Annotated in this window: 15 protein-coding genes; 14 read left to right on the top strand and 1 reads right to left on the bottom strand. The window is 69.3% G+C overall.

Translation table 11 applies throughout. The features are described from left to right. Window positions 1–27 precede the first annotated feature (27 nt). From C8K38_RS22535 to C8K38_RS22480, 12 genes are all read left to right on the top strand, one after another. Window positions 28–861, top strand: coding sequence for a DUF427 domain-containing protein (locus tag C8K38_RS22535; protein WP_097213620.1), 834 nt, complete (start codon window positions 28–30; stop codon window positions 859–861). Window positions 862–1,032: 171 nt separating this feature from the next. Beyond that, window positions 1,033–2,766, top strand: a complete 1,734-nt coding sequence (gene ctaD, locus C8K38_RS22530; protein WP_097213619.1) for an aa3-type cytochrome oxidase subunit I — start codon at window positions 1,033–1,035, stop codon at window positions 2,764–2,766. A gap of 108 nt (window positions 2,767–2,874) precedes the next feature. Then, window positions 2,875–4,095: a phosphoserine phosphatase SerB gene (gene serB, locus C8K38_RS22525; RefSeq protein WP_097213618.1), complete on the top strand. Its 1,221-nt coding sequence runs from the start codon at window positions 2,875–2,877 to the stop codon at window positions 4,093–4,095. Beyond that, window positions 4,095–4,847 carry an aminoacyl-tRNA hydrolase gene (locus C8K38_RS22520; protein WP_097213617.1) on the top strand — a complete coding sequence of 251 codons (753 nt, stop codon included), beginning with the start codon at window positions 4,095–4,097 and terminating at the stop codon, window positions 4,845–4,847. The genes serB and C8K38_RS22520 overlap by 1 nt, the downstream gene beginning before the upstream one ends. Window positions 4,848–4,896: 49 nt before the next feature. Further along, window positions 4,897–5,709: a MerR family transcriptional regulator gene (locus tag C8K38_RS22515; protein WP_097213616.1), complete on the top strand. Its 813-nt coding sequence runs from the start codon at window positions 4,897–4,899 to the stop codon at window positions 5,707–5,709. A gap of 32 nt (window positions 5,710–5,741) precedes the next feature. Further along, window positions 5,742–6,248, top strand: coding sequence for a hypothetical protein (locus C8K38_RS22510; protein WP_257017737.1), 507 nt, complete (start codon window positions 5,742–5,744; stop codon window positions 6,246–6,248). A gap of 91 nt (window positions 6,249–6,339) precedes the next feature. Continuing rightward, entirely contained in the window at window positions 6,340–7,002 is a 663-nt protein-coding gene (yczE, locus tag C8K38_RS22505; protein WP_257017736.1) for a membrane protein YczE, read from the top strand. A gap of 71 nt (window positions 7,003–7,073) precedes the next feature. Beyond that, window positions 7,074–7,904 (top strand): ABC transporter ATP-binding protein, encoded by an 831-nt coding sequence (locus tag C8K38_RS22500; protein ID WP_027499165.1) that lies wholly within the window; start codon window positions 7,074–7,076, stop codon window positions 7,902–7,904. A 72-nt stretch (window positions 7,905–7,976) separates the two neighbouring features. After that, entirely contained in the window at window positions 7,977–8,789 is an 813-nt protein-coding gene (locus tag C8K38_RS22495; RefSeq protein ID WP_097213615.1) for an NUDIX hydrolase, read from the top strand. 10 nt (window positions 8,790–8,799) lie between these two features. Next, window positions 8,800–9,579 carry an enoyl-CoA hydratase/isomerase family protein gene (locus C8K38_RS22490; RefSeq protein ID WP_077041129.1) on the top strand — a complete coding sequence of 260 codons (780 nt, stop codon included), beginning with the start codon at window positions 8,800–8,802 and terminating at the stop codon, window positions 9,577–9,579. Between the two features lie 66 nt (window positions 9,580–9,645). Then, window positions 9,646–10,626: a class I SAM-dependent methyltransferase gene (locus tag C8K38_RS22485; RefSeq protein WP_097213614.1), complete on the top strand. Its 981-nt coding sequence runs from the start codon at window positions 9,646–9,648 to the stop codon at window positions 10,624–10,626. Further along, complete coding sequence (locus C8K38_RS22480) at window positions 10,626–11,786, top strand: class I SAM-dependent methyltransferase (protein ID WP_097213613.1); 1,161 nt, start codon at window positions 10,626–10,628, stop codon at window positions 11,784–11,786. The genes C8K38_RS22485 and C8K38_RS22480 overlap by 1 nt, the downstream gene beginning before the upstream one ends. On the opposite strand, the gene C8K38_RS22475 is transcribed toward C8K38_RS22480, so the two are convergent. Then, complete coding sequence (locus C8K38_RS22475) at window positions 11,783–13,081, bottom strand: outer membrane protein assembly factor BamB family protein (RefSeq protein ID WP_097213612.1); 1,299 nt, start codon at window positions 13,079–13,081, stop codon at window positions 11,783–11,785. The two genes, C8K38_RS22480 and C8K38_RS22475, sit on opposite strands and share 4 nt — an antisense overlap. A gap of 353 nt (window positions 13,082–13,434) precedes the next feature. Between C8K38_RS22475 and C8K38_RS22470 the strand changes: the two genes are divergently transcribed. Then, the gene (locus C8K38_RS22470; protein WP_077041130.1) at window positions 13,435–13,686 is read left to right on the top strand and encodes a hypothetical protein; all 252 of its coding nucleotides are present in this window, start codon (window positions 13,435–13,437) and stop codon (window positions 13,684–13,686) included. A 16-nt stretch (window positions 13,687–13,702) separates the two neighbouring features. Further along, the gene (locus tag C8K38_RS22465) at window positions 13,703–14,446 is read left to right on the top strand and encodes an acyltransferase (protein ID WP_097213611.1); all 744 of its coding nucleotides are present in this window, start codon (window positions 13,703–13,705) and stop codon (window positions 14,444–14,446) included. Window positions 14,447–14,505: the final 59 nt, after the last annotated feature.

The raw sequence follows: 14,505 nt of genomic DNA, 5'->3' as shown, positions 1-14,505 counted from the left end.
GCGGTCGAGCGGGGGCACAATGGTGCGATGGCCGTTTCGGTGAGCCAGATGTTGATGCAGGGCCTGGACGAGCTGAGGTTTCAGCCGACCGCCAAGCGGATCCGGGCGCTGCGCGGCGACGTGGTCGTGGCCGACTCCACCCGCGCCGCGCTGGTGTGGGAGCCGCGGCGCGTGGTCCCCGTCTACGCGCTGCCCGTCGCGGACGTCGCGGCACCGATGACCGCCTCGTCGGCCGCGGCCGCGCCTGCGGTCCCCGTTCCGCTCGGTGGCGGCGATCCCGTCCTCGATCCGCGGACCGGATTCGGCTTCCACAGCTGCCCGGGCACCGCGCTGACCATCGAGGTCGACGGAACCGCTCTCGACGGCGTCGCGTTCCGTCCCGACGATCCCGAACTGGCCGACCTGGTGCTGCTGGACTTCGAGGCCTTCGACTGGCTCGAGGAGGACGAACCGATCCGGGGGCATCCGCGCGACCCGTTCCATCGGGTCGACGTCCGCCGCAGCTCCCGGCGCGTCCGGATGGAGCTCGACGGTGTTCTGATCGCCGAGTCCGATCGGTCGATGATGCTCTTCGAGACCGGCCTGCCGCTGACCCGCTTCTACCTCCCGCGCGAGGATGTCCGCGTCGCCATGACGTCGACGGCGACCAGGACATGGTGTGCCTACAAGGGGGAGGCGTCGTACTTCACCGTGGAGCAGGCGGGCGAGCCTGGAGTCGACGTCGCGTGGAGCTACGAACGCCCGCTGCCGGACTGTCCGCAGATCGCCGGACTGGTCGCCTTCTTTCAGGAGCGGCTCGACGTTATCGTCGATGGAGCGCCGATGGTGCGGCCGCGTACTCCCTGGTCGGAGCCTGCGTGACGGCTGTACGCGACACGAAGTACGACGATGGGTAGGACCGGCTCCGCGGATCGTGGAGGGACGGTCTACGATTCGTCAGAGCGCAAGCAAGAGGACGTTCGCCTCGCAGCCCGGGGCCGGACGTCCTGAGCGGAGCCTGCGGAGCGACCAAGGGCACATTCAGGAGGATCAGTGACTGCCGTAGCGCCCCAGCCAGTCCCCGAGATAAACGCCGCCAGGCCCTACCCGGCGCGATTGGGACCCAAGGGCTCGTACATCTACAAGATGATCACCACCACTGACCCCAAGGTTCTTGGGATCATGTACATGGTGACGTCGTTCGCGTTCTTCCTCGTCGGTGGCCTCATGGCCCTGCTGATGCGAACAGAACTCGCGGTTCCGGGAATGCAGTTCCTGTCGAACGAGCAGTTCAACCAGCTCTTCACCATGCACGGCACGATCATGCTGCTGCTGTACGCGACCCCGATCGTGTTCGGTTTCGCGAACTACATCCTGCCGCTGCAGATCGGCGCCCCCGACGTGGCGTTCCCGCGCCTGAACGCGTTCAGCTACTGGCTGTACCTGTTCGGTGCGCTCATCGCCACCGCCGGCTTCATCACCCCCGGTGGTGCCGCCGACTTCGGTTGGACCGCCTACAGCCCGCTGACCAGCGCCCTGCATTCGCCCGGCGTCGGCGCGGACCTGTGGATCCTGGGCCTCGCGGTCGGTGGTCTCGGCACCATCCTCGGTGGCGTCAACATGATCACCACGGTGATCTGTCTGCGCGCCCCCGGCATGACCATGTTCCGCATGCCGATCTTCACCTGGAACATCCTGGTGACGAGCGTCCTGATCCTCCTGGCCTTCCCGCTGCTGACCGCAGCACTGCTGGGTGTGTTCGTGGACCGGCACTTCGGGGCACACATCTTCGACCCGGCCAACGGCGGCGTCCTGCTCTGGCAGCACCTGTTCTGGTTCTTCGGTCACCCCGAGGTCTACATCATCGCGCTGCCGTTCTTCGGCATCGTCTCGGAGATCTTCCCGGTGTTCAGCCGTAAGCCGCTCTTCGGCTACAGCGGCCTGGTCTACGCCACGCTGGGTATCGCGGCCCTCTCCATCGCGGTGTGGGCGCACCACATGTACGCCACCGGCGCCGTGCTGCTGCCGTTCTTCTCCTTCATGACGTTCCTGATCGCGGTCCCGACCGGCGTGAAGTTCTTCAACTGGATCGGCACGATGTGGAAGGGCCAGGTGACCTTCGAGTCGCCGATGCTGTTCTCCGTCGGCTTCCTGGTGACGTTCCTCTTCGGTGGTCTGTCCGGCGTGCTGCTCGCCAGCCCGCCGCTCGACTTCCACGTCACCGACTCGTACTTCGTGGTCGCGCACTTCCACTACGTGCTCTTCGGCACCATCGTGTTCGCCACCTACGCGGGCATCTACTTCTGGTTCCCGAAGATGACGGGCCGCCTGCTCGACGAGCGCCTCGGCAAGTGGCACTTCTGGACGACCTTCATCGGCTTCCACACCACGTTCCTGGTGCAGCACTGGTTGGGCAACGAGGGCATGCCCCGTCGTTACGCGGACTACCTGCCCAGCGACGGATTCACCACGCTGAACACGATCTCCACGATCGGCGCGTTCATCCTCGGTGCCTCCACGCTGCCGTTCATCTGGAACGTCTTCAAGAGCTACCGCTACGGCGAGATCGTCACGGTCGACGACCCGTGGGGCTACGGCAACTCCCTGGAGTGGGCGACGTCCTGCCCGCCGCCGCGGCACAACTTCACCGAGCTGCCCCGGATCCGTTCGGAGCGTCCGGCGTTCGAGCTGCACTACCCGCACATGGTCGAGCGGATGCGTGCCGAGGCGCACGTCGGGCCCGGCCACGGCAGCAAGGCCACCGCGGTCCTCGAGGACGCGCACTAGCCGCAATGAACAACTCACAAGGCCCCGCCCGAGCTTCGGGCGGGGCCTTGTGATTGGCACAATGGGTTCGAATCCGCGGTCTGGGCCGCGGGATGGAGGGAGTTCTCGGTGGGTTCAGACACCACGGTGTTGGTCACGGTCACGGGACCGGACCGCCCCGGCGTCACGTCCGTGCTGCTCGCGGCGCTCTCGCGTCACCGCGTGAGCCTGCTGGACGTGGAGCAGGTGGTCATCCGGGGGCGCCTGACGCTGGGCGTCCTGGTGTCCTACCCGAACGACGCCGACGCCCTCCAGGACGAGCTCGAGGGGGCGATGGCCACCGTCGGCATGCAGGTCGACGTCGAGTCCGGCTCGTTCGCCGCGGCCCGGCCCGCGCCGTCCACCCACGCGGTGGTGGTGCTCGGCAGCCCGGTCACGGCCCGCTCGTTCAGCACGATCGCCCGTGAACTCGCGAAGCAGGGTGCGAACATCGACTCCATCCGCGGTATCGCGGACTACCCGGTGACCGGTCTCGAGCTGATGGTGACCGCCGCCAACACCGGTGCCGAGGCGGACGCCGCCCTGCGCACCGGACTGTCCGAGGTGGCCGTCGGAGAGGCCGTGGATGTCGCCGTGGAGCGCGCCGGGCTGGCCCGACGCGCGAAGCGGCTCATCGTCTTCGACGTGGACTCCACCCTGGTGCAGGGCGAGGTCATCGAGATGCTCGCCGCCCGCGCAGGCAAGGAGGAGGAGGTCCGCGCCGTCACCGAGGCCGCGATGCGCGGCGAGATCGACTTCACCGAGTCGCTGCACCAGCGGGTCGCGGTGCTGGCCGGGCTGGACGCCTCGGTCATCGACGAGGTGGGCGAGTCGCTCGAGCTGACCCCCGGCGCCCGCACCACCATCCGGACGCTGCGCAGACTCGGGTTCCACTGCGGCGTGGTCTCCGGCGGCTTCCGCCAGGTGATCGAGGGCCTCGCGCACGAGCTGGAGCTGGACTTCGTCGAGGCGAACACCCTCGAGATCGTCGACGGCAAGCTGACCGGCCGGGTGATCGGCGATGTCGTCGACCGGGCCGCGAAGGCCGTCGCGCTGCGCAAGTTCGCCGCCCAGTCCGGCGTCGCGATGGAGCAGACCGTCGCCGTCGGGGACGGCGCCAACGACATCGACATGCTCAATGCCGCGGGCCTTGGGGTCGCGTTCAACGCCAAGCCGGCACTGCGGGAGGTGGCGGACGCGGCGCTCTCGCATCCGTTCCTCGATGCGGTGCTGTTCATCCTCGGCGTGACCCGCCACGAGGTGGAGGCGGCCGACGCCGAGGACGGACTGGTGCGCCGGGTGCCGCTCTGATGGACGAGCGCCTCCCCGCCGCCTTCCTTGACCGGCATGCGGTGCTCGCGGCAGGCTACGGCGGCCGCGCGGACCCGGAAGACCCGGCGCAGGTGCTGGCGATGCCGATGGTCCTGCACATCACCAAGGTGCACCCGCCCGCGCGCAGCGCACTGCTGGCGGCCGCGGCCGCGGCGACCGTCGCGCTGTGCCTCGACGAGCGGGCAGGCGCGACCGACGACGGCGAACCGGGCCCGTGGCAGCAGCCCCTGCTCGACTGGACGGGCTCGCGGATCCGGAAGGTCGCGCGCCGGGCCAGGGGATCGCAGTGGCTCGCCGCGCAGCAGGTGGACGGCGTCACGGTCGAGGTCGACGGGGCGCAGGCCCGGGCCATCGTGCCAGGCCCGGTCGGCGAGGTCGATCAGCGCGTCCGCAAACTCCAGATCGGGGGCACCGACCTCGAGCACGACGAGCCGGGCGAACCGGTGTCGGGCCTGCCGGTGCTATGGGTGAACCGTTCCCTGGAGATGACCGTCGGCAAGGCCGCGGCCCAGGTCGGGCACGCCTCGATGCTGTTGGCGGGTGCGATGGACCCCGAGCGGGCCTTGGCGTGGTCGCTCGACGGCTACCGCTGCAGCGTGCGGGACGCCGATCCGGCGCACTGGGCGGCCCTCGGCGAGCTGGTGGCGCAGCGGCGGGCGATCGCTGTGCGCGACGCCGGGTACACCGAAGTGGCCCCGGGCTCGATGACCGTGATCGCGGCGCTCGGCTAGGAACCGCCGAGTTTGACCATGACGCAGCGTCATGGTTGATGCTGGGTTCATGCGAATCGGCGACCTTGCCCAGACGGCCGGAATCACCCCTCGGACGATCCGGCACTATCACCGTCTCGGGCTTCTCGAGGAGCCGAGACGGCTCTCCAACGGCTATCGGGCCTACGAGTTGCCGGATCTGATCAGGCTGCTCCGCATTCGATGGCTGGCCGCCGCGGGGATCCCGCTCGGTTCGATCGCCACGATCATGGAATCGGCCCGCGCGGAGGGTGATACGGATGACCTCGGCGATGACCTGACGGTGCTCATCGACGGCATCGATGCCGAACTCGATCGCCTGGGCGGCCAACGCCTGCGGCTGCGGGAGATGCTCGACGCACACCGCGAGGGTCGGCCGGTCTCGCCGCTGCCCGCCGACCTGGCCGTGGCCTTTGCCGAATTGATCTCGGCGGAAGGCGATCCCAGAACCCGCCGTGAGTTCGAACGCGAGCGGGACGCCTGGGAACTGCTCGCCGTTTCCGGGACGGGTCCCTCCTCGCTGTTCGACGCCGCGACGCGGGTGCTCTCGGATCCGGACTCGCGCGCGGTGGTGATCGGCCTGTACCGGCGGTTCGCGGCACTGGTCGGCGCCGATCCCGCCGCGGCGAAGCAGGAGATCGACTCTCTCGCTGAGGCACTCGCGTCGGTGATCGCTCGGGAGTACGGCGATATGGTCCTGATCGTCGAGGACGCGGAGTCCGCGGCACCGATGGTGCGGCCGATGATGACCGTCGCCGAGTTGGTACCCGACCGGGCGCAGTGTGAGGTCCTCATGCGGGTCCTCGCACGGCTCGGGATGTCGCCCGATGGGGCCACCCCGTGATCGCCGCAATGTGGATGTGGGTCCGAGGTGAGGTGGACGACAGACACGGCCAGGCGGCCGCGTTCGGGTACAGCAAGGGCACCGTCGCGCTCCCGCTCGCGTTCATGGTCGCCGGGCTGATCGAGGCGGTGGCCATCCACCTGCTGGTGCCGTGGCAGTGGCTGCGGGTGACGCTGCTGATCGCGACGGTTGTCTCCCTCCTCGCGGTCGTCGGCTGGCTCGCCGGGCGAGCGGTGCACCCGCACCTGGTCACCGAGGACGAGCTCGTCCTCCGATCGGGGTCGGCTGTCGTGGCGACCGTCGATCTCACCGAGATCGGCGCCACGAGGCTGATCAGGCGGTTCGATCGCACCGACGAGGAAGTACGCGACGGCCGCCTGCATCTGCCGGGCCCGGACGGCACGGTCCTCGACATCGACTTTCGAAGCGGCGTCCCGATCGCCTTCCGCAGTGACGAACCGACCATGATCACGGGCGTGAGCCTGCATGTGGACGATCCGCGGGCGATGCTCGATCGGCTCGATGCCGTGACGACCTGACCGGTTGGCGTACCACGAATACCACTCGTGCAGTCCAGCGATGGCGAAGTGGCACTTTATTGCCGGTCCAGTTCTCGGGAGACTGGCCACCATGCTCACCCGCCTGCCCTCCCGTCTCGTCGCGCTCTTCGTCGGCCTCTGGCTCTACGGTTTCTCGATGGCGCTGATGGTCGTTGCCGGGCTCGGGCTCGATCCATGGGACGTGTTTCACCAGGGTGTGGCGCAGCGGACGTCGCTGAGCTTCGGCACCGTCACCGCGCTGACCGGTGCCGCGGTGCTGCTGCTGTGGATCCCGATCCGCCAGCGCCCCGGCTTCGGCACGGTCGCGAATGTCGTGGTGATCGCGGTGGCGGTGGATACCTCGCTGGCCATGCTCCCCGAGCTGGACGCGCTGGCCACCCGGATTCCGGTGATGCTGATCGCGGTCGTCCTCAATGCGTTCGCGGCGGCGCTCTACATCGGTGCCGGTCTCGGCCCCGGTCCGCGCGACGGGTTGATGACCGGGCTGGTCGCGCGTACCGGACTGTCGGTGCGGTTGGTCCGCACCGGACTCGAGGTGGCCGTGCTGGCGACCGGCTGGATGCTCGGCGGCACCGTCGGGGTGGGCACCGTCGTCTATGCGCTCGGCATCGGGCCCCTGATCCAGCTGATGATGGGCCTCCTGAACCGGCTCGGTCAGAACCGGGGCGGCGGCGGTGTCGCACCGGCGATGTCGGTGCCCGCCGTCGCACGCGAGGATTGCCCGGCCCGTTGACCTGCGCGGCAGCCGGGACCGGCGACACGCAACCCGGTCCTGACGCGTGCGCCGCGAGCGGGTAGGTCAAGATGGGCGTCGTGTCCGAACTTGATCCCGATCTGCTCATCGATTTCGACGACGTGCTCATCCGCCGTGGCGGTGTGACCCTGGTCGGCCCCGTGACGTGGAAGGTGGAGCTCGACGAGAAGTGGGTTGTGCTCGGGCCCAACGGCGCGGGCAAGACCTCGCTGCTGCGGATCGCGGCCGCCGAGGTGCACCCGACGTCGGGCAAGGCGCACCTGCTCGGCGAGGTCCTCGGCCGCGTCGACGTCACCGAGCTGCGACCGCGGATCGGGCTATCGTCCTCCTCGCTCGCGCACCGGGTGCCCGCCGACGAGGTGGTGCGCGACCTCGTGGTCTCGGCCGGCTACGCCGTGCTCGGCCGGTGGCGGGAACGCTACGAGGAGATGGACACCACTCGCGCGGTGGAGATGCTCGAGAGCCTTGGCGCCGAGCACCTGGCGAACCGGACCTACGGCACGCTGTCTGAGGGGGAGCGCAAGCGCGTGCTGATCGCGCGGGCCCTGATGACCGATCCGGAGCTGCTGCTGCTCGACGAGCCGGCGGCCGGGCTGGACCTGGGCGGGCGTGAGGAGCTCGTCGCGCGGCTCTCGGACCTGGCCGCCGACCCGGACGCACCCGCGACCGTGCTCATCACCCACCACGTCGAGGAGATCCCGCCGGGCTTCACGCACGCGCTGCTGCTCAAGGAGGGCGAGGTCGTCTCGCAGGGTCTGATCGACGACGTGATCACGGCGGAGAACCTGACCCACGCGTTCAGTCAGGCGATCAGCCTGGACAAGGTGGACGGCCGGTTCTTCGCCAGGCGCACCCGGCTCCCTGGCCAGCACCGCCGCTGAGGCGCCCCGCGGGAGGCCACTTTCTTGAGCCGCGCGAACTAATGGGTGCGGTGGCGTTGTAACGTCCGACACATGGCCACTTTTGAAGCACACCCCGAAGTTCCCCCGAAGGACGCCTCCACCGTCATCCTGGTGCGCGACTCCGAGTCCGGGCCCGAGGTGTTCCTGCTCCGGCGCGTGGGTGGGATGGCCTTCGCGGGTGGCATGACCGTGTTCCCCGGCGGCGGCGTCGACCCGCAGGACGCCGACGCGGACGTGGCCTGGACCGGACCCCCGGTCTCCTGGTGGGCCGAGCGGTTCGGCGTCGACGAGGGCAGGGCGAAGGCGCTGGTCTGTGCGGCGGTGCGGGAGACCTTCGAGGAGTGCGGCGTGCTGCTGGCCGGGCCGACCGCAGACACCGTCGTCGCGGACACCGCCGGCTACGCGCAGGCACGGAAGCAGTTGGAGGCCCGCGAGTTCTCCTTCAGCGAGTTCCTCGCCCGCGAGAACCTGGTACTGCGCGCGGATCTGCTTCGGCCGTGGGCGAATTGGATCACCCCGGTCGGCGAGGGCAGGCGCTACGACACCCGCTTCTTCGTTGCCGCGGCCCCCGCCGGTCAGATCGCGGACGGCGAGACGTCGGAGGCCGCCGAGGTCACCTGGCAGACCCCGGCGCAGGCCATCACGGACTGGATCGAGGGCCGCACCATGCTGCTCCCGCCGACCTGGAGCCAGCTGAGCGCGATCGGCCAATATGCCACCGTCGCAGACGTTCTCGCCGCCGAGCCGGAGATCCCGGTGATCCTGCCGACGCTGTACCAGGAGGAGGACGGCTCGTGGCGGGTGCGATTCCCCGGTCAGGAGCCGTACTACGCCGCCGGGGCGCACCCGTGGGGCGAAAGGTAGCCTTCGCTTCATGGCTGAGTTTGTGACTCTCGAGGTATCCGACGGCATCGGCACCATCCGGCTCGCGCGCCCCCCGATGAACGCGCTGAACCGTCAGTTGCAGGAGGAGCTCCGGGCCGCTGCCCGCGAGGCCACCGTCAACGCCGACGTCAAGGCGGTCATCGTGTACGGCGGCGAGAAGGTGTTCGCGGCGGGCGCGGACATCAAGGAGATGGCGGAGATGTCCTTCGCCGAGATGAGCCCGGTCGCGGGCGACCTGCAGTCGGCGCTCGGCTGCATCTCCGAGATCCCGAAGCCGACCGTCGCCGCGATCACCGGCTACGCCCTCGGTGGCGGCCTGGAGATCGCGCTCGGCGCGGATCGCCGGATCGCGGGCGACAACGCCAAGGTCGGCGTCCCCGAGGTGCTGCTCGGCGTGATCCCCGGCGGCGGCGGCACCCAGCGCCTGGCCCGCCTCATCGGCCCCAGCAAGGCCAAGGACCTGGTGTTCACCGGACGCTTCGTCGGCGCCGAGGAGGCCCTCGCGATCGGCCTGATCGACGAGATGGTCGCCCCCGACGAGGTCTACAACGCGGCCCGCAAGTGGGCCTCGCAGTTCGTCGGTGCCGCGAGCCGCGCCCTCGCCGCCGCCAAGGCGTCGATCGATCAGGGCCTCGACACGGACCTGAACACCGGCCTGAAGATCGAGGCACAGCAGTTCGCGCAGCTCTTCGCGACCGAGGACCGGACGATCGGCATGGAGTCCTTCGTGGCGAACGGCCCGGGTAAGGCGCAGTTCACGGGCAAGTAGCGGCCCGGATGTCACCGCAAAACTAGAACCTGTTCACACTCCTTACTACCCGGTAGGCTCTCACCCATGACTGCAAGCCCGAATGACGGAATCGATCCCGCGCCGCGTCCGCACGCCACCGCCGAAGAGGTCGAGGCCGCTCGTAAGGACACGAAGCTCGCCCAGGTCCTGTACCACGACTGGGAGGCCGAGACGTACGACGACAAGTGGTCCATCTCGTACGACGAGCGCTGCATCGACTACGCAAAGGGCCGGTTCGACGCCGTCGCAGGGGACCTGCCGCTGCCGTACGAGCGGGCGCTGGAACTGGGCTGCGGCACCGGCTTCTTCCTGCTCAACCTGATGCAGGGCGGGGTCGCCAAGACCGGCTCCGTCACCGATCTCTCGCCCGGCATGGTCAAGGTCGCGCTGCGCAACGCCGAGCACCTCGGCCTGGAGGTCGACGGTCGCGTCGCGGACGCCGAGCGGATCCCGTACGACGACAACACCTTCGACCTCGTCGTCGGACATGCGGTGTTGCACCACATCCCGGATGTCGAGCAGTCGCTGCGCGAGGTCCTTCGGGTGCTCAAGCCGGGCGGCCGATTCGTCTTCGCAGGCGAGCCCTCCACGGTCGGCAACTTCTACGCCCGCTGGCTCGGCCGCGCCACCTGGGAGGCCACCACCACGGTCACCAAGCTGCCGTTCCTGGCCAGCTGGCGTCGTCCGCAGGAAGAGCTCGACGAGTCCTCCCGCGCCGCGGCGCTCGAGGCCGTCGTCGACATCCACACCTTCGACCCCACCGACCTCGAGAACATGGCGAAGTCGGCAGGCGGCACCGAGGTACGGGCCATCACCGAGGAGTTCGCCGCGGCGCTGCTCGGCTGGCCGGTCCGGACCTTCGAGGCCGCGGTTCCGCCGGAGAAGCTCGGCTGGGGCTGGGCCAAGTTCGCGTTCGGTGGGTTCAAGACGCTGAGCTGGGTGGACGAGAAGATCCTCAAGCACGTGGTCCCGCGTAACTTCTTCTACAACGTGATGATCACCGGCGTGAAGCCCGAACCGAAGTAGTGGGATACGAGTTCACCCGGGAGGACGTGCGGTACCTGACGTCCGAGGACGGCATCGCCGCCCTCACCGAGGTGGATCGGCTCGAACTCTCGACGCGCACGCACCTGGCCGACATCGGCCGGGTGCGTGCGCGTTTTGTCGACCGGTCCGCTGCCCTGGTCGAGACGGTGCTGCTGCGGCGTAAAGCCGTCGGCAAGATCGACGGTGGCCGGGACTGGCTGTTCACCGACGACGCGCTGCAACAGACGACGCCCTCGGTGGTCGCGCGCAGGCGAGCCCACCGGGTGGCGGGCCGGGCCGTACACGACGTCACCTGCTCGGTTGGCGCGGAACTGTCCGCCCTTGTCGGCGTCGCGAGCGCGGTGATCGGCAGCGATCTCGACCCGGTGCGCCTGGCGATGGCGCAACACAACGTGCCCGGCGCGACGGTCGTCCGTGCGGACGCGCTGGTGCCCTGCACCCGGGACACCGTCGTCCTCGCCGATCCGGCCAGGCGGGCGGGCGGCAGGCGCAGGCACGACCCGGCCGCCCTGCAGCCGCCCCTGCCGGACCTGCTGGAGGCGTACCGCGGCCGCGACCTGTCGGTGAAATGCGCTCCCGGACTGGACTACGATGCGCTGGAGTGGCCCGGCGAGGTGGAGATCGTCTCGCTCGACGGTGGCGTGCGCGAGGCCTGCCTGTGGTCGCCCGGACTCGCGGGGGCGGGGGTTCGCCGTCGCGCGACCGTGCTGACCGCGGACACCGCCTTGGAGCTCACCGACGCCGAACCGGACGAGATCCCCGAGCGCGGACCGGGGGAGTGGATCGTCGACCCGGACGGGGCGGTGGTGCGCGCGGGCCTGGTGCGGCACTACGCGGCCCGGCACGGGCTCTGGCAGCTCGACCCGCGGATCGCGTACCTCACCGGCGACGCGGTGCCCGCGGGCGTGCGCGGGTTCCGGATCATCGAGCAGCTCAAGTACTCCGAGAAGGCGCTGCGTCAGGAGCTCGCCCGCCTCGACTGCGGGGTGGCCGAGATCCTGGTGCGCGGGGTCGACGTGGACCCCGCGGTGCTGCGCCCGCGGCTGAAGCTGCGCGGCTCGGCGTCGCTGAGCGTCGTGCTGACGCGGATCGGCCGCACCCCGGTGGCGTTCGTCTGCGCCGCGGGCGTCCGGGTCTAGCGGAGGACGAACACCTCGCCGATCAGGGTGGGGGTGACGACCTCGCCACCGGGGCCGATCGACGTGCCGACGGTGAAGCCCTCGGCGCCCGGCAGGGTGTCCTGGTCGAGCGTCTCGCCGGTATCGGTGTCGAAGGTGAGCACCGCGAGACCGGTGTCGCCCTCGCGGACGACGGTGTAGCCGGTCGAGCCGCCGGTCTGCGCCGGGACGCCGAGCTGGACGACGTCCTTTCGCTCCCACAGCAACTCGGCGTGGTCACCCTTGTCCTCGAGGGCGAGCAAGCGGCCCTTGTCGGAGCCGGCCGGGATGATCAGGCCGTCCGCGGCGACGGTGGGGCTGCCCGCGGCGGCGAACCCGAGGTCGTGGCTCCAGCGGGGGTCGCCGGTCTCGGAATCGAGCGCCCACAGCGTGCCCGCGCTGTCGTTCGCGTACAGCGTCGTCCCGTCGGCGGAGATCACCGGGCTGGACGTCACGCCGCCGGGCAGTGCGGCGGAGGACCAGTCCTCGCTGATCCGGCCGTCGGCGTAGCGCAGGCCGACCAGCTCGGTGTGCGGGCGGCCCGGTCGCCAGACGGTCACGAAGAACCTGCCGGTGGCGAGGTCGATGGCCGGGGCCGTGGAGACGGGGCACTCGGGGGCGCCGAAGAAGCACTGCTCGAGTCCCTGCGCTGCGGGCGGCAGCGGGACGTTCTGGGCGACGTCATAGGTCGGGGTCGGGATCAGCTGGTACGACGGCACGATCTCCTTGCCGGTCTGGGTACTGAGCACCGAGACGACGCCGAAATGCGTGACGAACAGCAGGTTTCCGTCGGCGGTGAACTGGGCGGACAGCGGCGTCCCGCTCACCACGGTGCGCCAGCGCAGCTGACCGTGCTCGTTGAAGGAGTTCATGGCGCCGTCCTCGCCGACGTACACGTTCGTGACGCGGTCGACGAGCGGGGTCGAGACCGCGACGCCCGGGCCGAGCCGGTTGCACCAGCGCTTGCGGCCGGTCTCGATCTCGAACGAGAAGAGGTTGCAGCCGTTCTCGCTGCGCGAGGTGACGAAGATCTGGCCGTTCGACGCGACCGAGGCGGCCGTCGCGGTCGGTGCGCCGATCGGGCGCGACCAGTCGAAGGAGATCGACCGGGCCCCCTCAGCGGGGCTGGTGCCACTGTTGCGGGCGTCCGCGTGCATGGCGGGCCATCCGCTCGGTGCGTAGGCGTCGTCGAGCGGTGGTGCGCTGCTGCAGCCGCCGATGATCAGCGCCGAAACTGCCGTCAGCGACACCGCTGCCGACCGGAGAACACGCCGCATTCAACACTCCTCGTGTGGATTTCGCTCGGTGCAGACTATCCGGCCGAGCACCGCGGGGTGTGAACCCGCCCCTTCGCAGAATGCGGATCGACTATCCGTTGAACGCAGGACAATCGCGTGTTCCGATCGCCGGGCGGGGTCGGCGGGCAAAATGTGAGTGGTTCAGAATTCAAGGGACTGCGTGATCACAAGCGTCCAATTGTGGCGCGACGGAGCAGGTCCGGCGCCTCCTGTGATTGGACTGTTATTTCGGTACATTCCGTATCGAATTGCGATAATTAGCCGACAGAAACGCACAATTCCGGTCGCAATTGTGTTTGAATGGCGACATGGAAGGGTCAGGGGGTGGAGATTTGAGTGCGCCGCGCCGATCGCCGCGCGTCGACGCGAACGACAATCACCTGCTCGGCACGCCTCAGGCGGGGGTGGTGATCGTCGTCGGCCTGATCGTCGGCGCCGCGACGCTGATCGGCGTGATGACGAACTCCCTGCTCGCGGTCATCGTGGTCGCGGTGACGGCGGCGCTGGTCGCGGCGCTGCTTGGCGGCGGCGGATGGCTCGGCGGGGGCGGCGGAGTGGGCCGTCGCGGAGCTCACATCCGCTGACCGTAGGCTGCATGGCATGACCAGCATGTGGGGCGCACCGTTGCGCACGAGGTGGCGGGGATCACGTCGGACCGACAGCGAGCAGGCAAAGTTCCTGACCCGTGATTCCCTGCGATGGGTGCTCGAGAACAAGGCGTACACGCCCTGGTACCTGGTGCGCTACTACCGGCTGGCCAAGTTCAAGCTCGCGAACCCGCACGTGATCCTGCGCGGCATGGTCTTCCTCGGCAAGAACGTGGAGATCCACTCGACTCCCGAACTGTCGCGGCTCGAGATCGGCCGCTGGGTGCACATCGGCGACGGCAACGCGATCCGCTGCCACGAGGGTTCCCTGCGCATCGGCGACAAGGTCGTCTTCGGCAAGGACAACGTCGTCAACACCTACCTCGACATCGAGATCGGCGCCTCCACCCTCGTCGCCGACTGGTGCTACATCTGCGATTTCGACCACCGGATGGACGACGTCAACGTCCCGATCAAGGATCAGGGCATCGTGAAGGGCCCGGTTCGGATCGGTCCGGACACCTGGGTCGCCGCCAAGGTGACCGTGCTGAGGAACACGATCGTCGGCCGCGGCTGCGTGCTCGGCGCGCACGCGGTGGTCAAGGGCGAGATCCCGGATTACAGCATCGCGGTCGGCGCGCCCGTCAAGGTCGTCAAGAACCGCAAGGAGGCCTGGGAGGCAGGCGCGGCCGAGCGGGCCAAGTACATCGCCGCCCTCGAGGACATCGAGCGCAAGAAGGCCGCCGCAGCACGTTGAGGCGCTGCGCGCCTGTGCGCGGTTGACGAGTCCAGGGACTCGTCAACCGCACACAGGCG

Origin of the sequence: Rhodococcus sp. OK611 (genome assembly GCF_003050885.1) — a bacterium.
GTDB lineage: Bacteria > Actinomycetota > Actinomycetes > Mycobacteriales > Mycobacteriaceae > Rhodococcus_G > Rhodococcus_G oryzae.
Note: the sequence above shows the minus strand (reverse complement) of the source record. Positions and strands in the feature narration are given on the sequence as shown.

Coding starts and splice junctions, on each gene's coding strand:
- C8K38_RS22520 (WP_097213617.1), top strand. CDS start 4,095: ATGGACGAGCGCCTCCCCGCCGCCTTCCTTGACCGGCATGCGGTGCTC.
- C8K38_RS22485 (WP_097213614.1), top strand. CDS start 9,646: ATGACTGCAAGCCCGAATGACGGAATCGATCCCGCGCCGCGTCCGCAC.
- C8K38_RS22465 (WP_097213611.1), top strand. CDS start 13,703: ATGACCAGCATGTGGGGCGCACCGTTGCGCACGAGGTGGCGGGGATCA.
- C8K38_RS22515 (WP_097213616.1), top strand. CDS start 4,897: ATGCGAATCGGCGACCTTGCCCAGACGGCCGGAATCACCCCTCGGACG.
- C8K38_RS22495 (WP_097213615.1), top strand. CDS start 7,977: ATGGCCACTTTTGAAGCACACCCCGAAGTTCCCCCGAAGGACGCCTCC.
- C8K38_RS22490 (WP_077041129.1), top strand. CDS start 8,800: ATGGCTGAGTTTGTGACTCTCGAGGTATCCGACGGCATCGGCACCATC.
- C8K38_RS22475 (WP_097213612.1), bottom strand. CDS start 13,081: ATGCGGCGTGTTCTCCGGTCGGCAGCGGTGTCGCTGACGGCAGTTTCG.
- C8K38_RS22535 (WP_097213620.1), top strand. CDS start 28: ATGGCCGTTTCGGTGAGCCAGATGTTGATGCAGGGCCTGGACGAGCTG.
- C8K38_RS22500 (WP_027499165.1), top strand. CDS start 7,074: ATGGGCGTCGTGTCCGAACTTGATCCCGATCTGCTCATCGATTTCGAC.
- yczE (WP_257017736.1), top strand. CDS start 6,340: ATGCTCACCCGCCTGCCCTCCCGTCTCGTCGCGCTCTTCGTCGGCCTC.